Origin of the sequence: Herbaspirillum frisingense, from assembly GCF_047325095.1 — a bacterium.
GTDB classification, from domain to species: Bacteria; Pseudomonadota; Gammaproteobacteria; order Burkholderiales; family Burkholderiaceae_D; genus Herbaspirillum; species Herbaspirillum frisingense.
The window spans coordinates 3,374,412-3,395,634 of the sequence record NZ_CP168558.1 but is presented as its reverse complement, the minus strand read 5'-3'; the positions used below and the strand labels follow the sequence as shown (position 1 = coordinate 3,395,634).

Annotated in this window: 21 protein-coding genes and 5 tRNA genes; all 26 read left to right on the top strand. The window is 61.6% G+C overall.

Features of this window, described 5'->3' with window-relative positions:
- The first annotated feature begins 16 nt into the window (after positions 1-16).
- The 26 genes from ACEOAC_RS15655 (at position 17) to ACEOAC_RS15530 (ending at position 21,131) form a co-directional block, all read left to right on the top strand.
- A complete protein-coding gene (locus ACEOAC_RS15655; protein WP_413443397.1) occupies positions 17-1,003 on the top strand; it encodes a beta-ketoacyl-ACP synthase III in 987 nt (328 codons plus the stop codon).
- A gap of 75 nt (positions 1,004-1,078) precedes the next feature.
- Complete coding sequence (gene fabD / locus ACEOAC_RS15650; RefSeq protein ID WP_413443396.1) at positions 1,079-2,011, top strand: ACP S-malonyltransferase; 933 nt, start codon at positions 1,079-1,081, stop codon at positions 2,009-2,011.
- Positions 2,008-2,763, top strand: a complete 756-nt coding sequence (gene fabG / locus ACEOAC_RS15645; protein WP_413443395.1) for a 3-oxoacyl-ACP reductase FabG — start codon at positions 2,008-2,010, stop codon at positions 2,761-2,763. Before fabD ends, fabG begins: the two co-directional genes overlap by 4 nt.
- A 163-nt stretch (positions 2,764-2,926) precedes the next feature.
- Complete coding sequence (gene acpP / locus ACEOAC_RS15640) at positions 2,927-3,166, top strand: acyl carrier protein (RefSeq protein WP_006463505.1); 240 nt, start codon at positions 2,927-2,929, stop codon at positions 3,164-3,166.
- Positions 3,167-3,199: 33 nt separating this feature from the next.
- Complete coding sequence (fabF, locus tag ACEOAC_RS15635; protein WP_006463504.1) at positions 3,200-4,441, top strand: beta-ketoacyl-ACP synthase II; 1,242 nt, start codon at positions 3,200-3,202, stop codon at positions 4,439-4,441.
- Positions 4,442-4,510: 69 nt separating this feature from the next.
- Entirely contained in the window at positions 4,511-5,008 is a 498-nt protein-coding gene (locus ACEOAC_RS15630) for a protein YgfX (protein WP_039875390.1), read from the top strand.
- 91 nt (positions 5,009-5,099) lie between these two features.
- Positions 5,100-5,702 carry an RNA polymerase sigma factor RpoE gene (gene rpoE, locus ACEOAC_RS15625; protein ID WP_006463502.1) on the top strand — a complete coding sequence of 201 codons (603 nt, stop codon included), beginning with the start codon at positions 5,100-5,102 and terminating at the stop codon, positions 5,700-5,702.
- 76 nt (positions 5,703-5,778) lie between these two features.
- Positions 5,779-6,483, top strand: coding sequence for a sigma-E factor negative regulatory protein (locus ACEOAC_RS15620; protein WP_413443394.1), 705 nt, complete (start codon positions 5,779-5,781; stop codon positions 6,481-6,483).
- Position 6,484: 1 nt separating this feature from the next.
- A complete protein-coding gene (locus tag ACEOAC_RS15615) occupies positions 6,485-7,519 on the top strand; it encodes a MucB/RseB C-terminal domain-containing protein (RefSeq protein WP_413443393.1) in 1,035 nt (344 codons plus the stop codon).
- Between the two features lie 16 nt (positions 7,520-7,535).
- Entirely contained in the window at positions 7,536-9,014 is a 1,479-nt protein-coding gene (locus ACEOAC_RS15610; RefSeq protein ID WP_413443392.1) for a DegQ family serine endoprotease, read from the top strand.
- Positions 9,015-9,127: 113 nt separating this feature from the next.
- Entirely contained in the window at positions 9,128-9,436 is a 309-nt protein-coding gene (locus ACEOAC_RS15605) for a glutaredoxin family protein (RefSeq protein WP_413443391.1), read from the top strand.
- A gap of 249 nt (positions 9,437-9,685) precedes the next feature.
- On the top strand, positions 9,686-11,479 hold the full coding sequence (gene lepA / locus ACEOAC_RS15600) for a translation elongation factor 4 (RefSeq protein WP_077236983.1): 1,794 nt from the start codon (positions 9,686-9,688) through the stop codon (positions 11,477-11,479).
- A 1-nt stretch (position 11,480) separates the two neighbouring features.
- Positions 11,481-12,395, top strand: coding sequence for a signal peptidase I (gene lepB / locus ACEOAC_RS15595; RefSeq protein WP_006463496.1), 915 nt, complete (start codon positions 11,481-11,483; stop codon positions 12,393-12,395).
- Positions 12,396-12,598: 203 nt separating this feature from the next.
- Positions 12,599-13,573 (top strand): ribonuclease III, encoded by a 975-nt coding sequence (gene rnc, locus ACEOAC_RS15590; RefSeq protein WP_413443390.1) that lies wholly within the window; start codon positions 12,599-12,601, stop codon positions 13,571-13,573.
- Positions 13,570-14,499 carry a GTPase Era gene (gene era / locus ACEOAC_RS15585; RefSeq protein ID WP_039875381.1) on the top strand — a complete coding sequence of 310 codons (930 nt, stop codon included), beginning with the start codon at positions 13,570-13,572 and terminating at the stop codon, positions 14,497-14,499. Before rnc ends, era begins: the two co-directional genes overlap by 4 nt.
- A gap of 103 nt (positions 14,500-14,602) precedes the next feature.
- A complete protein-coding gene (gene recO, locus ACEOAC_RS15580) occupies positions 14,603-15,463 on the top strand; it encodes a DNA repair protein RecO (RefSeq protein ID WP_006463493.1) in 861 nt (286 codons plus the stop codon).
- Between the two features lie 142 nt (positions 15,464-15,605).
- Positions 15,606-16,385 (top strand): pyridoxine 5'-phosphate synthase, encoded by a 780-nt coding sequence (gene pdxJ / locus ACEOAC_RS15575; protein WP_413443389.1) that lies wholly within the window; start codon positions 15,606-15,608, stop codon positions 16,383-16,385.
- 10 nt (positions 16,386-16,395) lie between these two features.
- Positions 16,396-16,788 carry a holo-ACP synthase gene (gene acpS / locus ACEOAC_RS15570; protein WP_006463490.1) on the top strand — a complete coding sequence of 131 codons (393 nt, stop codon included), beginning with the start codon at positions 16,396-16,398 and terminating at the stop codon, positions 16,786-16,788.
- Complete coding sequence (nagZ, locus tag ACEOAC_RS15565; RefSeq protein ID WP_413443388.1) at positions 16,785-17,813, top strand: beta-N-acetylhexosaminidase; 1,029 nt, start codon at positions 16,785-16,787, stop codon at positions 17,811-17,813. Before acpS ends, nagZ begins: the two co-directional genes overlap by 4 nt.
- 15 nt (positions 17,814-17,828) lie before the next feature.
- Positions 17,829-19,694 (top strand): excinuclease ABC subunit UvrC, encoded by a 1,866-nt coding sequence (gene uvrC, locus ACEOAC_RS15560; RefSeq protein WP_413443387.1) that lies wholly within the window; start codon positions 17,829-17,831, stop codon positions 19,692-19,694.
- 122 nt (positions 19,695-19,816) lie between these two features.
- Entirely contained in the window at positions 19,817-20,416 is a 600-nt protein-coding gene (gene pgsA, locus ACEOAC_RS15555; RefSeq protein WP_006463484.1) for a CDP-diacylglycerol--glycerol-3-phosphate 3-phosphatidyltransferase, read from the top strand.
- Between the two features lie 70 nt (positions 20,417-20,486).
- Positions 20,487-20,562 (top strand) — tRNA-Gly (locus ACEOAC_RS15550).
- Positions 20,563-20,714: 152 nt separating this feature from the next.
- Positions 20,715-20,788 (top strand) — tRNA-Cys (locus tag ACEOAC_RS15545).
- Between the two features lie 11 nt (positions 20,789-20,799).
- A tRNA-Gly gene (locus ACEOAC_RS15540) sits at positions 20,800-20,875 on the top strand.
- Positions 20,876-20,927: 52 nt separating this feature from the next.
- A tRNA-Gly gene (locus ACEOAC_RS15535) sits at positions 20,928-21,003 on the top strand.
- A 52-nt stretch (positions 21,004-21,055) separates the two neighbouring features.
- A tRNA-Gly gene (locus ACEOAC_RS15530) sits at positions 21,056-21,131 on the top strand.
- The last annotated feature ends 92 nt before the right edge of the window (positions 21,132-21,223 follow it).

Below are 21,223 nucleotides of genomic sequence, written 5' to 3'. Positions count from 1 at the left end.
AGAGCAAGAAGACGGCATGACCACTTACAGCAAAATCGTCGGCACTGGCAGCTACCTGCCGACCAAGCGCGTGACCAATCACGAACTGGCTGCACAACTGGCAGAGCAGGGTATCGAGACCTCGGATGAATGGATCGTCACGCGCAGCGGTATCTCCGCGCGTCACTACGCCGAGCCGACCCAGCTCTCCAGCGACCTGGCCCTGGCCGCAGCGCAGCGCGCGCTGGAGGCGGCCAACATGCAGCCCAATGACATCGACCTGATCATCCTGGCGACGTCCACCCCGGATCACCTGGGGGGCTTCCCCAGCACCGCCTGTGGGGTCCAGCGCAAGCTGGGCATCACCAACGGCGCGCCGGCCATGGACGTGCAGGCAGTGTGCAGCGGCTTCGTCTATGCCATGTCGGTGGCTGACAGCTTCATCAAGTCGGGCGCCCACAAGAATGTGCTGGTGATCGGCGCGGAAGTCTTCTCGCGCATCCTCGACTTCAAGGATCGCACCACCTGCGTGCTCTTCGGTGATGGCGCCGGCGCCATCGTCATGAGTGCTTCGAAGGAGCCGGGCGTGCTGGCGACCAAGCTGCACGCCGACGGCAGCCACGGCCACATCCTCTGTGTGCCGGGCAGTGTGAACAATGGTGCAGTGGCCGGTTCCGCCTATCTGTACATGGATGGTCCGGCCGTGTTCAAGCTGGCCGTCTCGGTGCTGGACAAGGTGGCGCGTGAAGCGCTGGAAGCAGCCAACATGCAGTCCAGCGACGTGGACTGGCTGGTGCCGCACCAGGCCAATATCCGCATCATGCAGGGGACGGCCAAGAAGATGGGGCTGCCACTGGAAAAGATGGTGGTCACCGTTGCCGAACATGGCAACACCTCGGCTGCCTCGATCCCGCTGGCGCTGGACCAGGCGGTGCGCGATGGTCGTATCCGGCCAGGCCATACCGTCATGATGGAAGGCGTGGGCGGCGGCTTCACCTGGGGCGCCGTGTTGGCGCGCATGTAAGCAGGGCAGGGAGCGTGGCGCCGGGTTCTCTGGCGCCGGCCCCGCATTTTTATCCAAACTCAATCACATCCAAGCATGACAACATTTGCTTTTGTTTTCCCGGGCCAGGGTTCTCAGGCGATCGGGATGCTCAACGGTTTTGCCGACAACGAGATCGTTCGCCAGACCGTCGCCGAAGCCTCCGACGCGCTGCAGTTCGACCTGGGCAAGCTCATTGCCGAAGGCCCCAAGGAAGACCTGGACCTGACCACCAACACCCAGCCCGTCATGCTGACGGCTGCCGTGGCGTTCTATCGCGCCTGGCTGGCCGCCGGTGGCAAGGTGCCGTCACTGGTTGCCGGCCACAGCCTGGGTGAATACTCGGCGCTGGTCGCCGCCGGTGTGATCCAGTTCAAGGATGCCGTGCCGCTGGTGCGCTTCCGCGCCCAGGCCATGCAGGAAGCCGTGCCGGTCGGGCAGGGTGGCATGGCCGCCATTCTCGGTCTGTCGGACGACGACGTGCGCGCCGCCTGTGCCGAAGCCGCGCAAGGTGAAGTGGTCGAGGCGGTCAACTTCAATGCGCCGGCGCAAGTGGTGATCGCCGGTCACAAGGCTGCGGTCGGCCGCGCCTGCGACATCGCCAAGGCCAAGGGTGCCAAGCGTGCGTTGCCGTTGCCGGTGTCGGCACCGTTCCATTCCTCGCTGCTCAAGCCGGCTTCGGATCGCCTGCAAGCCTATCTGGCCAATGTGGCATTTGCGGCCCCGCAGATTGCCTTGATCAATAACGTCGATGTGGCGTTGGTCAGCGATCCGGCTGCCATCAAGGATGCGCTGGTGCGCCAGGCTGCAGCGCCCGTGCGCTGGGTCGAGACCGTGCAGAAGATGGCCGCCGGTGGCGTGACCCACCTGATCGAATGTGGTCCCGGCAAGGTGCTCACCGGCCTGACCAAGCGTATCAATGGCGAACTGGTGGGTGAGGCCATCGTCGACCAGGAATCCCTGAACAAAGTATTGGAGTTGCTGAAATGAGTGCACAGAATCTGCAGGGCCAGGTCGCCCTGGTGACCGGCGCATCGCGCGGTATCGGACGTGCCATCGCCACTGAACTGGCGCGCCAGGGTGCCAAGGTGGTCGGTACCGCCACCTCCGAGGCCGGCGCGGCCGCCATCAGTGAATACCTGGCGGCGCTGGGGCCGGAAGCCGGTCGCGGCGTGGTGTTGAACGTCAACGATGCCGAGGCCAGCGTGGCCGTGGTGGAGCAGGTGCAGAAGGAATTCGGTTCGCTGTCCATCCTGGTCAACAATGCTGGTATCACCCAGGATCAGCTGGCCATGCGCATGAAGGACGAGGAGTGGGACAGCGTCATCGCCACCAACCTCACGGCCGTGGGCCGACTCTCCCGCGCGGTACTGCGCGGCATGATGAAGGCCCGCAGCGGTCGCATCATCAACATCACTTCGGTGGTGGGCGAGGCCGGCAATCCCGGCCAGATGAACTACGCCGCCGCCAAGGCCGGCGTGGCCGGCATGAGCCGCGCGCTGGCGCGCGAGATCGGTAGCCGCAACATCACCGTCAATTGCGTGGCGCCCGGCTTCATCGATACCGACATGACCAAGGCCTTGAACGAGCAGCAGTCCGCCGCGATCTTGCAGCAGATTCCGCTGGGTCGTCTGGGTGCGGCCGAGGAGATCGCCTATGCGGTGGCCTTCCTGGCCTCGCCGCAAGCCGCCTACATCACCGGTACCACCCTCAATGTGAACGGTGGCATGTACATGGGTTGAGTAAGTCCTGAGGGCTTGATTCAAGTCCTTTTGCCGACTTTTGTTTGAAGTTAAGCTGCACTTGGCGCAATCTTGCCAGGAATAGTTAAAAGTAAATTTTCCCCGCGCAAACCTGCTAAAATGCGCGCACTTTTGTAACCTATCATCCCTCTGGAGGAACACTATGTCCGATATCGAACAACGCGTGAAGAAGATCGTCGCTGAGCAACTGGGCGTCGCCGAAGCCGACATCAAGAACGAATCGTCGTTCGTGGACGACCTGGGCGCCGACTCGCTGGACACCGTCGAGCTGGTTATGGCACTGGAAGATGAGTTCGAAATGGAAATCCCCGACGAACAAGCCGAAAAGATCACCACCGTGCAACAGGCGATCGACTACGCCAAGTCGCAAGTCAAGGCCTGATAAGGGCTTTGGTCAAAGTTTCAGGAGAATTGCTTGAGCCGCACTCGTGAACGTCGTGTAGTCATTACCGGCCTGGGATGCATCTCGCCTGTCGGCAACAACGTCGCCGATACGTGGAGTGCCATCAAGGAAGGCAAGTCCGGCATCGCTACCGTCACCAAATTCGACGCTACCCCCTTCACCACGCACTTCGCCGGTGAAGTCAAGGGCTTCAATATCGAGGATTACATCCCCGCCAAGGAAGCGCGTCATATGGACACCTTCATCCACTATGGCATGGCCGCCGGTATCCAGGCCATCCAGGACAGTGGCTTGACGGTGACCGACGAGAATGCCGAGCGCATCGGCGTCATGATCGGTTCGGGCATCGGCGGCTTGCCGCTGATCGAAGATACCCACGCCGAACTGACCAACCGTGGTCCGCGCCGCATCAGTCCCTTCTTCATCCCGGCCTCGATCATCAACATGATCTCCGGCAACTTGTCCATCAAGTTCGGTCTGAAGGGCCCTAACCTGGCGATTGTCACCGCCTGCACCACCGGTCTGCACTGCATCGGCTCCGCCGCGCGCATGATCATGTACGGTGATGCGGATGTGATGGTTGCTGGTGGCGCTGAATCCAGTGTCTCGCCGCTGGGCATCGGTGGTTTCGCTTCGGCGCGCGCGCTGTCGACCCGCAACGATGATCCCGCGACCGCGTCCCGTCCGTGGGACAAGGATCGCGACGGCTTCGTGCTGGGCGAGGGTGCCGGCGTGATGGTGCTCGAAGAGTACGAACACGCCAAGGCCCGTGGCGCCAAGATCTATGCGGAACTGCTCGGCTTCGGCATGAGCGGCGACGCTTACCACATGACTGCCCCCAACCTTGACGGTCCGCGTCGCTGCGTGCTCAATGCACTGCGCGATGCAGGCGTCAATGGCGATGAGGTGCAGTACCTGAACGCGCACGGTACGTCGACCCCCTTGGGCGACAAGAACGAGTCGGACGCGATCAAGGCTGCATTCGGCGACCATGCTTACAAGATGGTTGTCAATTCGACCAAATCCATGACCGGTCACCTGTTGGGTGGCGCTGGCGGTCTGGAGACCGTGCTGACTGTACTGGCCGTGCACAATCAGGTGTCGCCGCCGACCATGAATATCTTCAATCAGGATCCGGAGTGCGATCTGGATTACTGCGCCAACCAGGCGCGGGACATGAAGATCGATATTGCCGTCAAGAACTCCTTTGGGTTCGGTGGCACCAACGGTACCCTGGTCATCGGCAAGATGTAAAATGCAAGACCCGGCTTCCCAGGAAGCCGGGTTTGTCGTTTTAACGGCGCCATCGCTCCCGGGCATCTCATGTCGATAGCAGTTTCTGCGGATATCAAACCCTCCCGGCTACTTCTGCTGGTCACAGGCTTTGCCTGCCTGTGCGTGGCCCTGGCCGGCATACTGATGTCGTTGCTGATGCCGGGCGCGCTGTCCTTGCCGGCGCGATTGGGCCTCGCTGGGGGCTGCATCCTGGCAGCCGCAGTCGCCCTGGCCATGGTGTTGCGTGATCGCAAGGTCATCTGGCTGCATATTTCCGGTACCGGGCAGATCCGCGTGGTGGAGCACCTGGTGCAGTCGGCGCGCGCCAAGCCGCAGGTCATGAAGGCCGGGCTGGCCCAATTGCTGGCCGGCAGCACCATCTGGCCAGGCATGCTGTTTCTGCGCCTGCGCCTGGAAAACGGCAAGACCCGTACCATTCCAATTCTTCCGGATTCGGTTTCTGAAGATACCTTCCGTTCACTTTCCGTGGCATGTCGCTGGCTGATCAGTCACAATACGGCCAAAGCGAAGATGCTCGAAAAATAAGGTCGGCAGACTTGAAAATTGCCGGGCTGGAAGCATCTGCCACGGGCAATGACGATAAAACAACACGGCCATAAAAAACAAGGAACCCGGTTTGACGACAGAACGCGAAATAGATCAGCAGCTTGTTGAGCGCGTCCAGCGCGGCGACAAGAAGGCGTTCGAGCTATTGGTAGTCAAGTATCAACGCAAGCTCATGCGGCTGGTCTCGCGCCTGGTGCGCGACCAGGCCGAAGCTGAAGACGTGGTACAGGAAGCCTTCATCAAGGCATATCGGGCATTGCCGCAATTTCGCGGCGATTCGGCCTTCTATACCTGGCTGTACCGCATCGGTATCAACACTGCCAAGAACTATTTGGTCACCATGGGCCGTCGGGCGCCAACTTCGACAGAAGCCGATGCAGAAGAAGCTGAAACTTTTGACGATGCGGACCATCTGAGGGACATCAACACTCCAGAGTCGATGTTGGCCACCAAGCAAATTGCTCAAACGGTCAACGTGGCGATGGAGGCATTGCCGGAAGAATTACGTACTGCCATCACGTTGCGCGAGATCGAGGGGTTGAGCTACGACGAGATTGCAGATGCGATGAATTGTCCGATCGGCACCGTGCGCAGTCGCATTTTCCGCGCCCGGGAAGCAATTGCCGAGAAGTTGCGTCCCTTGCTGGATACGGCGGCGGACAAGCGCTGGTAATGAGGCCACAAGCCTGTTGTAAGAAAGAAAATAATAAAGCGGGTATGGAACTAAGATTTTTGCCGGGTGACTGCTTATGGATACCAAAGTAACGACCAGAGAACAGATCTCAGCCCTTGCCGATGGCGAGTTGAGCTCTGACGAAATGACCCTTGCCTTCGCGGCCTTGCGTTCTTCCGAGAACGCCCAGGACGCTTGGGAAGATTACCACCGCATCGGCGAGGTGCTGCGTTCGGAAGAGATGGATGTCTCCCTGTGCGCCGGCTTCTCGGCCCGCATGGCGGCATTGCTGGACGCCGAGCCGTCCATCGTGGCGCCTCAGGCTGCCGCAGTGACCGCGGCAGTGCCTGCCGCTGCTGAGGTTAAGCCAGCTGCAGTCAAGACTGCTGCCAATGGTGATCATCGCGCGGCTCGTCCCAGCCGTCTGGTGCGTCTGTTGATGCCCAGCGCGGCAGCGGCTGCAGCTGCCGTGGCCGCAGTGTTCGTGGCCATGCCGCAGCAGGCGGTAGTCAATGCCGATGCCAGAATGGCGGCTCCGGTCGCTCAGGTGGCTTCGGCTCCCTTGGCTGCCCCTTCGGTACCGTCGGCGATTGCCACGGTGGCCGATACCAGCGGCAATCCGCAAAACGTGAACCAGTTCAGTTCGCTGGCCCAGCAGGGTGAAGTCAAGCGCGACCCGCGTATCGACCAGTACCTGTCTGCCCACCAGCGTTTCTCGCCTTCCTATAGTTCGGCGCAATACGCCCGTTCTGCTGCCTTCTCCTCTGACGCCGATAAATAAGATGCGTCAAACGGGGCGTCTGTACGGCGTACTCTGCTTCCTGCCCATGTTGTTCTCGCCATCCGCTCATGCGGCGGATGGCGTTTCAGCATCTCCTGCCAGTGAAGCTTCCACTCCTTCCCCATTGCCGACGCAGTTGCAAAAAATGCAATCTGCCGCGCAGCGATTGAATTATTCGGGTAGTTTCGTCTATCAGCAGGGCTCTTTGATCCGCAGTTCGCGTGTCACGCACGTGGTCGCCGGCAAGACCGAGCACGAAAAGCTGGAGCTTCTCGATGGCAAGCCCAGCGAATTCATTCGCAACAATGATGATGTCGTCGGCTATCTGCCTGACGTACGCATCATGCGCATGGAAAAACGTGTGAGCCGGGATGTGTTCCCGGCGATCCTGGATGCCCGCCCCGATGAACTGGCTGTCCACTATCGATTCAAGGCTGGCGCCCCCGAGCGCGTGGCCGGACGGGTGTGTGATGCCGTGGTGCTGGAGCCACTGGACAAGCTGCGTTACGGTTACCGGTTCTGCGGCGACAAGGCCACGGGCCTGTTGTTACGCGCCCAGACGCTGGGAGCGAAGGGGGAGGTGATCGAGCAGATCGCCTTCACACAAATAGAGATCGGCGGGATTGATCGCAGCCGCGTCAACCCCACCTACAGGGATACGCGCGGCTGGCAGGTGAAAAAGACTGCCATGAGCCCGGTCGATCTTTCCGCATGGCGGATTACGCCACCGTCGGGATTTCGCAAGATCCAGCAGGTAAGACGCATGATCCCCGGTGTGACGCCGGACGGGCCGGTGCCTGCCCAGAACCAGCCAGCCGGACGTGAAGTGTCGCAGATCGTGTTTTCTGACGGCCTGGCCGCCATCTCGGTGTTCATCGAGCCCGGTAGCCAGGGCGGGGAAGAAGGTACGATCCAGCAAGGGGCCCTGAATATCCTCGGTCGTCGCCAGGGAGACTACTGGTTGACCGTGGTTGGCGAGGTGCCCGCCGCCGCGATCCGGCAAGTCGCCGATTCCATTGAACTGACATCCAAATAGAAGAGAGACTGTTGCAATGACTCCGTTGAAGAAGACCTTTGCCAGCGCCTTGCTGGCCGCCTCCGTTGTGGTCGCCGCTCCGGGCGTGCTGGCTGCGCCGCCCGTGGCGTCGCCAAGTGTGGCCGCGCTGCCCGATTTTGCCGACATCGTCGAGCGCACCGGCCCCGGTGTGGTCAATATCCGGACTACCGAGCGCGTACGTCAGAATGCCCAGGGGCAGGGCGGGATGGATGATCCGGAAATGCAGGAATTCTTCCGGCGTTTCTTCGGTATCCCCGTCCCACGCCAGCAGCAGCCCGGAACGCCTCGTGGCAATGGCAAACAGGGTGGGCAGGGGCAGCAGGAGGAGGTGCCGCGTGGCGTTGGTTCCGGCTTCATCATCTCCGCCGACGGCTTCATCCTGACCAATGCCCATGTGGTGGAAGGTGCCAGCGAGGTCTATGTGACCCTGACCGACAAGCGTGAATTCAAGGCCAAGATCGTCGGCTCCGATACCCGCACCGATGTGGCTGTGCTCAAGATCGACGGCAGCAACCTGCCGCGCCTGAACATGGGCGACTCCGACAAGATTCGTGTCGGCGAGTGGGTGCTGGCCATCGGCTCGCCGTTCGGGCTGGAAAACACGGTCACTGCTGGCATCGTCTCGGCCAAGGCGCGTGATACCGGCGACTACCTGCCGCTGATCCAGACCGACGTTGCCGTCAATCCGGGCAACTCCGGTGGCCCGCTGATCAATCTCAAGGGCGAAGTGGTCGGCATCAACTCGCAGATCTACAGCCGTTCTGGTGGCTTCATGGGGATTTCCTTCGCGGTGCCCATCGATGAGGCGCTGCGCGTGGCCGACCAGTTGAAGGCCAGCGGTCGCGTGACACGTGGCCGCATCGGCGTGCAGATCGGCGAAGTGACCAAGGATGTGGCTGAGTCGCTGGGCCTGGCGCGCGCCCAGGGTGCCCTGGTGCAGCGTGTGGAGGCCGGCGGCCCGGCCGAGAAGGCTGGCCTGGAAGCAGGCGACATCATCCTGAAATACAACGGCGCCGCCATCGAACGCCCCAGCGATCTGCCGCGCATGGTGGGTGCCACCAAGCCGGGGGCCAAGGCGACCGTCAACATCTGGCGCAAGGGCAGTGCGCGTGACCTGACGGTGACCGTGGTCGAGCTGGAAGCCGACAAGCCCAAGCAGGCCGAGGAAAAGAAAGCCAAGCCGGATAACACCCCCAATGCCCTGGGCCTGGTGGTGAGCGACCTGTCTGACGCCCAGAAGAAGGAATTGAAGGTCGATAACGGCGTGCTGGTGGAGGCCGTCAGCGGTGCCGCCGCAGCCGCCGGCATCCGCCCGGGCGACGTGATCCAGCGCCTGAACGAAGTCGATGTCAAGGACGCCAAGCAATTCGGGCAGTTGGTCGCCAAGCTGGATGCCAAGAAGCGCGCCGCGGTACTGGTGCGCCGTGGCGACTCCTCGCAATTCGTGCCGCTGCGCCCGAACGGCGGCAACTGAGGAAGTCCGCTCCGCTAAGCAAATGCCTGCGGGCATTGATCCTCAAGGCTGCGATTCCCGGGAGTCGCAGCCTTTTTCCATCCATCGCCCGGGATTGATCGCCCATCCGTCACATGTCCCATACGTCCCCTGCATCCGCTACTGAAGGTCAGCCAGCCCAGCCCGCGGAATTGCAGTTCATCATCTATTCGCGCAGTTATTGTCACCTGTGTGATGACTTGCGTGACGCCTTGCGCGCCGCGCTCGGGTCGCAGCCGGCGCAGATCGAGATGATCGACGTGGATGCCGATCCGGAGCTGGTGGCACTCTATGACGAACTGGTGCCGGTCTTGATGGGGCGGGCGACGGATGGGCAGTGGTTGCAGTTGTGTCACTACCACCTTGATCCGCTGCGCTTGCAGGATTTTCTCGCGGCCAGGTAACGCAGGACGGAGGGAGGGCCGGGATACATTTTCGCGCAAGCAAAAGTTGCCTGGTAGTCATGCTCGGCAGCGCCGCGTGGTGCGCTTTTCCGAGGTTTTTTCGCCTCCGCAAACGCGGCCCGACACCGGAAAGTCGGGCTTGTCACTCTGAAATCCGGTAAAATGCCGGGTCGAATAAGCTGTTGCAAAGGCGCTCGGCTGGGCACTGCCCGCTTCAGAGCGCCTTTTTTCATCGTTTCCAGTCTGTTAATGAACAATATCCGTAATTTCTCGATCATCGCCCACATCGATCACGGCAAGTCCACGCTCGCCGACCGCATCATCCAGTTGTGCGGGGGCCTCTCCAACCGCGAGATGGAAGCGCAGGTGCTGGATTCGATGGATATCGAGCGCGAGCGCGGCATCACCATCAAGGCCCAGACCGCAGCCCTGTCCTACAAGGCCAAGGATGGCCAGATCTACAATCTGAACCTCATCGATACCCCGGGTCACGTCGACTTCAGCTATGAAGTTTCGCGTTCGCTGTCGGCTTGCGAAGGTGCACTGCTGGTGGTTGATGCCTCGCAAGGCGTGGAAGCGCAGACCGTGGCCAATTGCTACACCGCCCTGGACCTGGGCGTGGAAGTGGTGCCCGTACTGAACAAGATCGACTTGCCGTCGGCTGACCCCGACAACGCCAAGAGCGAGATCGAGGATGTGATCGGCATCGATGCCTCTGATGCCACCCCATGCTCGGCCAAGACCGGCCTGGGCGTGGAAGAGGTGCTGGAAGCCATCGTCGCCAAGGTGCCGGCGCCCAAGGGCGACCCGGATGCGCCGCTGCAGGCGCTGATCATCGATTCCTGGTTCGACAACTATGTCGGCGTGGTCATGCTGGTGCGTATCGTCAACGGCACCCTGCGTCCCAAGGACAAGATCCTGCTGATGGCCACCGAGACCCAGTATCTGACTGAAAGCATCGGCGTGTTCACGCCCAAGTCGCAATCGCGTGATGCGCTCACGGCAGGGCAGGTAGGCTTCGTCATCGCCGGCATCAAGGAACTGAAATCGGCCCGCGTGGGCGACACCATCACCCTGGCCAGCAAGCCGGCGCCTTCGCCGCTGCCAGGCTTCAAGGAAGTGCAGCCGCAGGTGTTCGCGGGCCTCTTCCCGGTGGAGGCCAACCAGTACGACGCCCTGCGCGACTCGCTGGAAAAACTGAAGCTCAACGACGCCGCGCTGATGTACGAGCCCGAAGTCTCGCAGGCGCTGGGCTTCGGCTTCCGCTGCGGCTTCCTGGGCCTGCTGCACATGGAAATCGTGCAAGAGCGTCTGGAGCGCGAATTCGACATGGACCTGATCACCACTGCGCCCACGGTGGTCTACGAAGTCCAGCAGCGGGACGGCACCATGCTGATGGTGGACAACCCGTCGAAGATGCCGGAAGTGTCCAAGATCGAGGAAATCCGCGAACCCATCGTCACCGTCAACCTGTACATGCCGCAGGAATACGTGGGCTCCGTCATCACCCTGTGCACGCAGAAACGCGGCATCCAGATGAACATGAGCTACCACGGCAAGCAGGTGCAGCTGACCTATGAAATGCCGATGGCCGAGATCGTGCTGGACTTCTTTGATCGCCTGAAGTCGACCTCGCGCGGCTATGCCTCGATGGACTACGAGTTCAAGGAATACCGGGCCGCCGACGTGGTCAAGGTGGACATGCTGATCAACAGCGAGAAGGTCGATGCGCTGGCCATCATCGTGCACCGCGCCGCCGCCCAGATCCGTGGTCGCCAGGTGGCGGCCAAGATGCGCGAACTGATTCCGCGCCAGATGTTTGACGTCGCCATCCAGGCCGCCATCGGCGCCACCATCATCTCGCGCGAAAACGTCAAGGCCATGCGCAAGAACGTGCTGGCCAAGTGCTACGGCGGCGACATCTCGCGCAAGCGCAAGCTGCTGGAAAAGCAGAAGGCCGGCAAGAAGCGCATGAAGCAGGTGGGCTCGGTCGAAATCCCGCAGGAAGCATTCCTGGCAATCTTACAAGTGGAAGATAAATAACATGCAGGCTTTGTTGGGCAACTTCGCACTCATTCTGTTCGTCCTGATGCTGGTGACCGGCGTGATCTGGTTCGCCGATACCTTCTTCCTGTCCAAGCAGCGTCGCGCCCGCGCCGATGCCGCCCTGGCCGAGTTCGATGCCCGCGTGGCGCGTGACGAGGCCCAGGGCATCAAGCGTGACGGCGCCGTGGCCACCGGCCGCGCCGACCTGCAGGCCAGCCTGATGAAGCAGCCGGCCTGGATCGAATACTCGGGCAGCTTCTTCCCGGTGATCGCCCTGGTGTTCTGCCTGCGCTCCTTCCTCTACGAGCCGTTCAAGATTCCTTCCAGCTCCATGGTGCCCACCTTGCTGGTCGGCGACCTGATCCTGGTGAACAAATTTACCTACGGCATCCGCCTGCCCATCATCAACAAGAAGATCATCGAAGTGAACCAGCCTCAGCGCGGCGACGTCATGGTCTTCAAGTATCCGAAGGACATGTCGGTGGACTACATCAAGCGCGTGGTTGGCGTTCCTGGTGATAAAATTGTCTATAAAAACAAGCGCTTAACCGTAAATGGTGAACAAATTTCTTATAAAGCGCTGCCGGATTATCTGGACGAGGAAAATCTGACGTACTATAAGCAATGGCAGGAAAACCTGACCGGCGTGGAACACAAGATCCTCACTGATGAGCGTGCTCCCAACTTCGTGCCCAACCCGGATGCCTTCCCGCATCATGAGCTGTGCACCTACAACGCTGAAGGTTTTGCCTGCACGGTGCCGCCGGGCGAGTACTTCATGATGGGCGACAACCGGGACAACAGCCTCGACAGTCGTTACTGGGGCTTCGTGCCGGACCAGAACATCGTCGGCAAGGCCTTCTTTGTCTGGATGAACCTGGGCGATATCAAGCGGATCGGCAGCTTCCACTAAGGCGCGCCACGTTCTGATCGAGCAGCTTTCGAAGGTTTCGCAGTTTTCCGTAGTTTCCATTTGGCAATTTTGCGTTGTGGAGGCAGACCCGGAGCAGTATTGAGCTTTGCTTTGCACCGATCCCGCTGACTGGTCAGGCTGGTAATCCCCGATCCTCGCGCCGCTGCGCGAACGGGGCGGCAGACTGAATGACGGATGAAAAAATGGATCCTCAACTCTTGCAACAACGGCTAGGCCACACTTTCAAGGATGCGTCGCTCCTGCAGCAGGCCTTGACCCATCGTAGCCATAGCGCCTTGCATAACGAGCGGCTGGAATTCCTCGGCGATTCGGTACTGAACTGCGTGGTGGCATCCCTTCTGTTCGAGCGCTACGACAAGATCGACGAAGGCGACCTTTCCCGTTTGCGTGCCAATCTGGTCAAGCAGCAGTCCCTGTACGAGATCGCCCAGCGGCTGGAGCTGTCGCAGTTCCTGCGCCTGGGCGAGGGCGAGCTGAAGTCGGGCGGTTTCCGCCGCCCCTCGATCCTGGCCGATACCCTGGAGGCGCTGTTCGGCGCCATCTTCCTCGATTCCGGTTTCGAGGCGGCACGCGCGGTGATCCGTTCGCTCTACGTGCCGGTGCTGGAACACGTCGACCCCCGTACGCTGGGCAAGGATGCCAAGACGCTGCTGCAGGAATTCCTGCAGGGCAAGAAAATCCCGCTGCCGCAATACAACGTGATCGCTACCCACGGTGCCGCCCACAGCCAGGAATTCGAGATCGAATGCCTGGTGCCCAAGCTGGACATCCAGGTCTTCGGCACCGGTGGCAGTCGCCGCGCCGGTGAACAGGCCGCTGCCAAGCTGGCGCTGGAGGCGGTGCAGCTGGCGCTGGCCAAGACGCCCTCGGCCGGCCGCAAGCCGCGCACCCGGACCACCCAGTTGAAGCTGGCCGGCATCGCCACCATCCAGCCCGATGCACCGGACCAGGAAAGCGGCAAGGGCAACCGTCCGGAGGGGGCGTCCTCCTCCGAGCGTGCTCCTGGCAGCAAGCCGGCCAAGTCCGCCAAGGAGCCGAAGAGCCCTGCGGCGGCCACCCGCAACGAGGGCAAGAACAACACTGGCGACCGCGCTGAAACGGTCGCGGCAGAACCCATTTCGGCGGCTTCATCCGCCACGCAATCCAGAACAGCATGACAGATTCCCCCATGGCCGGCGACGCGTCGGCGCAGACCCCGGCAGACGATTACCGTTGCGGTTACATCGCCATCGTCGGTCGTCCCAACGTCGGCAAGTCGACCCTGATGAACGTGCTGGTCGGTGCCAAGGTCAGCATCACCTCGCGCAAGGCCCAGACCACGCGTCACCGCATCACCGGCATCCAGACCATCGAGAACACCCAGTACGTCTACGTCGACACGCCCGGTTTCCAGACCCGTCACAGCAATGCGCTCAACAAGACCCTGAACCGCACCGTCACCAATACCCTGACGGCAGCCGATGTGATCCTGTTCGTCATCGAGGCGGGCACCTTCGGCCCGGCCGACAAGCAGGTGCTGGACCTGCTGCCGTCCAACGTGCCCTGCATCCTGGTGTTGAACAAGGCCGACCGCAACAAGGACAAGACCACCCTCATGCCCTTTGCTGCCGAAGTGGCCTCGCATCATGACTTCGCCGCCGTGGTGCCGGTCTCGGCCAAGCAGCGCTTCCAGCTGGATCGTCTGCAGGAAGAGGTGCGCAAGCTGTTGCCGCAGAATCCGCCGATGTTCGACGAAGACGACATCACCGACCGCAGCGAGAAATTCCTGGCCTCCGAAATCGTGCGTGAAAAGGTGTTCCGCTTTGTCGGCGAAGAACTGCCCTATACCAGCACGGTGCTGATCGAGAAGTTCGAACAGGAAGGCAACCTGCGCCGCGTCTTCGCCGCCATCCTGGTCGAACGCGACACCCACAAGGCCATGGTGATCGGTCAGAAGGGCGCGCGTCTGAAGGAAATTTCCACCCAGTCGCGGCTGGACATGGAGCGCCTCTTCGGCGGTCCGGTCTATCTGGAAATCTGGGTCAAGGTCAAATCGGGCTGGGCCGACAACGAAGCCGGCCTGCGTGCCTACGGCTACGAATGATCCCGGCTGCGGCCCGTCCTGCGGGCTGCGCGAAATTCCTGCATCATCATGGCATTACGCCGCGCCCTAACGACGTGGCTTCACGCATTCAGGACGGATATCCATGACTACCATGCTCACCGAATCCCAGCTCGACAGCCAGGCTGATCCGGCAAATGCCGCAGCGCCGGCAGTCGTGCCGCAGGCGCCTGTCAAGGCCCCAGCGCGCAAGCCGGCCGCGCCTCGTGCGCGCAGCCGCGCCGTGCCGGAGAAGGAGCACAAGGTACTGGCGCAGCCGGGCTTCGTGCTGCACAGCTATCCCTACAAGGAAACCAGTCTCATCATCGACGTCTTCTCGCGTGACCATGGTCGCGTGGCGCTGGTGGCCAAGGGCGCCAAGCGCCCGCATTCCAAGTTGCGTGGCGCCTTGCAGACCTTCCAGCCGCTCTCGCTGTCGTGGAGCGGCAAGTCCGAGGTGCGTACCCTGACCGATGCCGAATGGGTCGGTGGCCTGCTGCCGCTGGAGAAGTCGGCGCTGCTGTGCGGTTTCTATCTCAACGAATTGCTGGTCAAGCTGCTGGCCCGCGAAGACGCGCACCCGGCGCTGTTCGATCATTACGTGGCCACCCTGAACAAGCTGGCCCATGGAGAGAATGCACCCATCGTGCTGCGCCAGTTCGAACGCGTCCTGCTCAGGCAGACCGGCGTGGCCGGCAACTGGAGTCATTGCGTGGTCAGCGGCAAGACGGTCCAGGCCGATGGCATCTATGTCGTCGATCCGGAGCAGGGGACGCGTCCAGAGCGCATTTCCGACCGTGCGCCCAAGGTCAGCGGCAAGACCCTGCTGGACATGGAGCGCGAAGATTACAGCGACCCCACCACCCAGCTCCAGAGCAAATTCCTGATGCGCTATCTGCTGGCGCACCATCTGGGTGGAGCGCAGTTGAATACGCGCCAGATCCTGATCGACCTCATGCAATTGTGATCCGACGGCGGCGCGCTCGCCGTCGCTCCTCCCACGCACGCTCCCAAGTCGCTACAATCATCGTCTGGCCGCATCATCTGCGATGCGCGGCCAGATGCATACAGCACATCCGAATATCACTCACACGAAGCATCCTGACGCCATGAGTTTCCTGCAGCCCGCCGGCCCGACCATCGAACTGGGCATCAACATCGACCACGTCGCCACCCTGCGCAATGCGCGCGGTACCCGCTATCCCGATCCCATCCGGGCAGCCCTGGAAGCGGAGGAAGCCGGTGCCGACGTCATCACCCTGCACCTGCGTGAAGATCGTCGCCACATCCGCGATGACGATGTGAAGGCCATCCGCCCGCTGCTGCAGACCCGCATGAACCTGGAAGCGGCAGTGACGAAGGAGATGATCGACTTCGCCTGCCTCATCAAGCCGCAGGATGTCTGCCTGGTGCCGGAAAAGCGCACCGAAGTCACTACCGAAGGCGGGCTGGACGTGACCGGCCACTTTGCCGATGTGCAGTCCGCCATCCGCCAATTGCAGCAGGAACGGGTACGCGTCTCGCTCTTCATCGATCCCGACGTGCAACAGATCCAGGCGGCCGCCGAATCCGGCGCGCCGGTGATCGAACTGCACACCGGTCGCTACGCCGACGCCACCAGCGAGCAGGAGCAGCAGGAAGAACTGGAGCGCATCCGCATCGCCGTCCAGGCCGGCATCAAGCTCGGCCTGAAGGTCAATGCCGGGCATGGTCTGCACTACACCAATGTCCAGGCGATTGCCGCCATTCCCGAGATCGCCGAACTCAACATCGGCCATGCCGTGGTGGCGCATGCGGTCTTCGTCGGTTGGCGCAATGCGGTCTCCGAAATGAAGGCCATCATGGTCAAGGCGCGCCTGGAAGCGACCAAGTCCGGCGCCAAGGCTTGAGGCGCATCGCATGATCTACGGCATCGGTACCGACATCCTCAAGATCCCGCGCCTGGAAGCGGCGCTCAAGCGCCACGGCGATCGCTTCGCCGGCAAGATCCTGGGGCCGCAGGAAATGGAAAAATACCTGCGGCGCAAGGCCAAGGTGGAGGCACGCGGCATCCGTTTCCTGGCCACCCGTTTCGCGGCCAAGGAAGCCTTTTCCAAGGCCATCGGCATGGGCATGCGCATGCCCATGACCTGGCGCGCCATGCAGGTTCTGAACGCCCCCAGCGGCAAGCCGGTGGTGGTCTGTAGCGGCGCCTTGCAACAATGGATGCAAGAGCAGGGCCTCAGCGCCCACGTCACCATCACCGACGAAGTGGAATACGCCGTCGCCTTTGTCATCGTGGAGAAGTCATGAACCAAGCCGTCAAGCCCCTGGGTCCGGTGATGCTGGACGTGGTCGGCACGCGGCTGGATGCCGCCGATATCGCCCGCCTGCAGCACCCGCTCACCGGCGGCGTCATCCTGTTTGCCCGCAACTACGAGGACCGTGCGCAGTTGGTCGCGCTGACCAGCGCCATCCGCCAGGCACGCCCCGGCATCCTGATCGCGGTCGACCACGAAGGCGGGCGTGTGCAGCGTTTTCGCAGCGACGGTTTCACCCGCCTGCCGGCCATGGGTCAACTGGGTCAGCTGTGGGACCGTGATGTGCTGCAGGCTACCAAGCTGGCGACTGTCACCGGTTTCGTGCTGGCCGCCGAGTTGCGCGCCTGTGGCATCGACCTGTCCTTCACGCCTGTGCTGGACCTCGACTACGGCGTCTCCACCGTGATCGGCGACCGCTCCTTCCATCGCGATCCGCGCGTGGTGACCTTGCTGGCCAAGAGCGTCAATCACGGCCTGGCGCTGGCCGGCATGGCCAATTGCGGCAAGCATTTCCCCGGGCACGGTTTCGTCACGGCCGATTCGCATGTGGCCATCCCGGTCGACGAGCGGGAACTGGATGACATTCTCGGCGAGGATGCGACGCCCTACGACTGGCTCGGCATGAGCCTGGCGGCGGTGATGCCGGCCCACGTCATCTATCCCAAGGTGGATGCCCAGCCGGCCGGTTTTTCCAAGGTATGGCTGTCGCTGCTGCGCGAGCGTTTCGGCTTCCAGGGTGTGATCTTCAGCGACGACCTCAGCATGCACGGCGCCAGTGTCGCCGGTGGCCCGCTGGAGGCAGCGCAGGCTGCGCTGGATGCGGGTTGCGACGTGGCGCTGATCTGCAATTCGCCCGACAAGGCCGATGCCATCCTGGCCGGTCTCAAGGGCGGCACCGATACCGCTTCCGCCACACGCCGTGCCAGCCTGCTGCCGCTGGGCCAGGCCCCGGGCTGGGATGCGCTGCAAGCCGATGCGCGCTATCTGGCTGCGCGCACATTGCTGCAATCGCTGTAAGCTGCCGTCATATCCATGTCCGATATTCCTGCCTCTGCGTTGCCCGATCCACGCGAGATCGTGCTTGAAACGGTCGGCCGCCTGCCGCACCTGCCCGGCGTCTATCGCTACTTCGATGCCGAAGACAATGTGCTCTACGTGGGCAAGGCACGCGACCTCAAGAAGCGGGTTTCCAGCTATTTCCAGAAGACCCTGACCAGCCCGCGCATCGCCATGATGGTCGAGCGCATCGCCCGCCTGGAAACCACGGTGACCCGTAGCGAAGCCGAAGCGCTGCTGCTGGAAAACAACCTGATCAAGACCCTGCGGCCGCGTTTCAACATCCTCTTTCGCGACGACAAGTCCTACCCCTATCTGAAGATCACCGGCCACGCCTTTCCGCGCATGGCCTATTACCGTGGTGCGGTGGACAAGCGCAGCCAGTATTTCGGGCCGTTTCCCAATGCCGGCGCGGTCAAGGAATCGATCCAGATCCTGCAGAAGGTCTTCCTGCTGCGCACCTGCGAAGACACGGTCTTCACCAATCGCACGCGTCCCTGCCTGTTGCACCAGATCCATCGCTGCAGCGGACCCTGCGTGAATCTGGTGAGTCGTGAGGACTACGCCATCGACGTCGAGAACGCCTCGAAATTCCTGCGTGGTCGCCAAAGCGAGGTGATGGAAGCGCTGGAGCAGAAGATGCATGCCTTCGCCGCCGACCTCAAGTTCGAGCAGGCCGCTGCCGTGCGCGACCAGATCGGCTCGCTCTCCAGTGTGTTGCATCAGCAGAGCATGGAAACCGTCAGCGACGCCGATATCGACATCATTGCGGTCGTGGTGCAGGGCGGTCGCGCCTGCGTCAACCTGGCGATGGTGCGCGGCGGACGTCATCTCGGCGACCGTGCCTATTTCCCCACGCACGTCGACGATGCGATGGATACCGCCGAGGACAGCATCGAGGTCGAAGTGCTCAAGGCCTTCCTGGCCCAGCATTACATCGACAAGTTCGTCCCCGGCTCGCTGATCGTGGGGGCCGAATTCGACGATCCGGCCTTGATGGTGGCGCTGATGGAGCAGTGCGGCCACCGCATCACGCTGACCTTCCAGCCCCAGGGTCAGCGCCGGCAGTGGCTGGACATGGCGACCAAGGGTGCCGGCATCGCGCTGGCCCGGTTGCTCTCCGAACAGGGTTCGCAGCAGGCCCGCACGCGTGCCCTGGCCGAGGTGCTGGAGCTGGAACGCGACGACCTCGACGAGCTGCGCGCCGAATGCTTCGACATCAGTCACACCCAGGGTGAGGCCACGCAGGCATCCTGTGTGGTGTTCCATCACCATGCCATGCAGAACGGCGAATACCGCCGCTACAACATCAACGACATCACCCCGGGTGATGATTACGCCGCCATGCGCCAGGTGCTCACGCGCCGTTATGAAAAGGTCGCCAACGGCGAAGGCGTCATGCCCGACATCGTCCTGATCGACGGCGGCAAGGGGCAGGTGGAAATGGCACGCCAGGTCCTTACTGAACTGGGCCTGGACATCAGCCTCATCGTCGGCGTCGCCAAGGGGGAAGGGCGCAAGGTCGGCCTGGAAACCCTGGTCTTCGCAGATGGACGCGCGCCCAAGGAACTGGGCAAGGAATCGGCCGCGCTGATGTTGATCGCCCAGATCCGCGACGAAGCGCACCGCTTCGCCATCACCGGCATGCGGGCCAAGCGCGCCAAGGCACGCCAGACCTCGCGCCTGGAAGAGATCGAAGGCATCGGTGCCAAGCGTCGCCAGCGCCTGCTGGTGCGCTTTGGTGGCTTGCGCGGCGTGGTCGATGCCAGCGTGGATGACCTGGCTTCGGTGGAAGGTATCTCGCGCCAGCTGGCCGAGGAAATCTACCGGCAATTGCACTGATCCGTCACGCGCGCGATGCGCCCTGCGGCGCCGGCCGAATGAAAGGCGGGCGCAGCAGGGGACGACTCTGCTACTATTCGGTAAATTTTTTTTGTGTACGCCGCACCCACCCTCCAAGACGTATGCCTTTCAATATTCCGATTCTGCTGACCTGGTTGCGGGTGGCGCTCATTCCCCTGGTCGTCGGTGTCTACTATCTGCCCGAGATCGGCCTGAACCGCTATGAGCAAGGTATCGCCGCTACCGCCGTGTTCATCGTCGCCGCCGCGACCGACTGGTTCGACGGCTTCCTGGCCCGGCGCTGGAACCAGACCTCGGCCTTCGGTGCTTTCCTCGACCCGGTGGCCGACAAGCTCATGGTCACCGGTGCGCTGCTGGTGCTGGTGCACCTGGATCGCGTACACCCGGTGATCGCCTTCGTCATCATCGGTCGCGAGATCGCCATCTCGGCCCTGCGCGAGTGGATGGCCCAGATCGGCGCTTCCAAGTCGGTGGCCGTCAGTTCGCTGGGCAAGATCAAGACCACCGCCCAGATGATTGCCATCCCCATGCTGCTGTACTACGACACGCTGTTCTCCATCATCGATACCCGTCTGTGGGGCAGCCTGCTGCTGCTGGTGGCGGCGGTGCTGACGGTATGGTCAATGCTGTATTACCTGCGTCGCGCCATGCCGATGATCAAGGAAGCCGACGCTGAAAACCGCAAGAAGATAATTAAATAAATAATTAAAAAACCAAGTTCAATAGTTGACAAACGCCAACGGTGACTTATAATAGCGTTCTGTTTTCGATGCGGGAGTAGCTCAGTTGGTAGAGCGATACCTTGCCAAGGTATAGGTCGAGAGTTCGAGACTCTTCTCCCGCTCCAGGTTACTTGGAAAAAAGGAAGCCTAACAAAGCTTCCTTTTTTTATTGTGATAGGTGAGCATGCATTGAAAGTTTGGCTTTGGAAAGTTGTCGAAAAAGTCAAAAAAGATGTTTGCAAACAACACGCGTTTTAGGTAGTATGCGTGTCCCCAAGGCGGGGTAGCAAAGTGGTTATGCAGCGGCCTGCAAAGCCGTCTACGCCGGTTCGATCCCGACCCCCGCCTCCAAAACGCTCCATGCGGGAGTAGCTCAGTTGGTAGAGCGATACCTTGCCAAGGTATAGGTCGAGAGTTCGAGACTCTTCTCCCGCTCCAGATTCAAGGCAGGCAGCTTCGGCTTCCTGTTGCAGTAGATGCAGGTTCCCATGCGGGAGTAGCTCAGTTGGTAGAGCGATACCTTGCCAAGGTATAGGTCGAGAGTTCGAGACTCTTCTCCCGCTCCAGTTTCAAGGCAGGCGGCTTCGGTTTCCTGTTGCAGTAGATGTAAGTTCCCATGCGGGAGTAGCTCAGTTGGTAGAGCGATACCTTGCCAAGGTATAGGTCGAGAGTTCGAGACTCTTCTCCCGCTCCAAGTTGAAAAAGGAAGCCTTCGGGCTTCCTTTTTTGCTTTCCGGCTCGTATTTCCAGCAGCCCACGGTTTTTCTTCCCTGCCGGCGCAGCGGC

Excerpts from the sequence above, each read along its gene's own strand:
- ACEOAC_RS15655 (WP_413443397.1), top strand. The coding sequence starts at position 17 with ATGACCACTTACAGCAAAATCGTCGGCACTGGCAGCTACCTGCCGACC.
- fabD (WP_413443396.1), top strand. The coding sequence starts at position 1,079 with ATGACAACATTTGCTTTTGTTTTCCCGGGCCAGGGTTCTCAGGCGATC.
- fabG (WP_413443395.1), top strand. The coding sequence starts at position 2,008 with ATGAGTGCACAGAATCTGCAGGGCCAGGTCGCCCTGGTGACCGGCGCA.
- acpP (WP_006463505.1), top strand. The coding sequence starts at position 2,927 with ATGTCCGATATCGAACAACGCGTGAAGAAGATCGTCGCTGAGCAACTG.
- ACEOAC_RS15630 (WP_039875390.1), top strand. The coding sequence starts at position 4,511 with ATGTCGATAGCAGTTTCTGCGGATATCAAACCCTCCCGGCTACTTCTG.
- ACEOAC_RS15620 (WP_413443394.1), top strand. The coding sequence starts at position 5,779 with ATGGATACCAAAGTAACGACCAGAGAACAGATCTCAGCCCTTGCCGAT.
- ACEOAC_RS15615 (WP_413443393.1), top strand. The coding sequence starts at position 6,485 with ATGCGTCAAACGGGGCGTCTGTACGGCGTACTCTGCTTCCTGCCCATG.
- ACEOAC_RS15610 (WP_413443392.1), top strand. The coding sequence starts at position 7,536 with ATGACTCCGTTGAAGAAGACCTTTGCCAGCGCCTTGCTGGCCGCCTCC.
- ACEOAC_RS15605 (WP_413443391.1), top strand. The coding sequence starts at position 9,128 with ATGTCCCATACGTCCCCTGCATCCGCTACTGAAGGTCAGCCAGCCCAG.
- lepA (WP_077236983.1), top strand. The coding sequence starts at position 9,686 with ATGAACAATATCCGTAATTTCTCGATCATCGCCCACATCGATCACGGC.
- lepB (WP_006463496.1), top strand. The coding sequence starts at position 11,481 with ATGCAGGCTTTGTTGGGCAACTTCGCACTCATTCTGTTCGTCCTGATG.
- rnc (WP_413443390.1), top strand. The coding sequence starts at position 12,599 with ATGGATCCTCAACTCTTGCAACAACGGCTAGGCCACACTTTCAAGGAT.
- era (WP_039875381.1), top strand. The coding sequence starts at position 13,570 with ATGACAGATTCCCCCATGGCCGGCGACGCGTCGGCGCAGACCCCGGCA.
- recO (WP_006463493.1), top strand. The coding sequence starts at position 14,603 with ATGACTACCATGCTCACCGAATCCCAGCTCGACAGCCAGGCTGATCCG.
- pdxJ (WP_413443389.1), top strand. The coding sequence starts at position 15,606 with ATGAGTTTCCTGCAGCCCGCCGGCCCGACCATCGAACTGGGCATCAAC.
- acpS (WP_006463490.1), top strand. The coding sequence starts at position 16,396 with ATGATCTACGGCATCGGTACCGACATCCTCAAGATCCCGCGCCTGGAA.
- nagZ (WP_413443388.1), top strand. The coding sequence starts at position 16,785 with ATGAACCAAGCCGTCAAGCCCCTGGGTCCGGTGATGCTGGACGTGGTC.
- uvrC (WP_413443387.1), top strand. The coding sequence starts at position 17,829 with ATGTCCGATATTCCTGCCTCTGCGTTGCCCGATCCACGCGAGATCGTG.
- pgsA (WP_006463484.1), top strand. The coding sequence starts at position 19,817 with ATGCCTTTCAATATTCCGATTCTGCTGACCTGGTTGCGGGTGGCGCTC.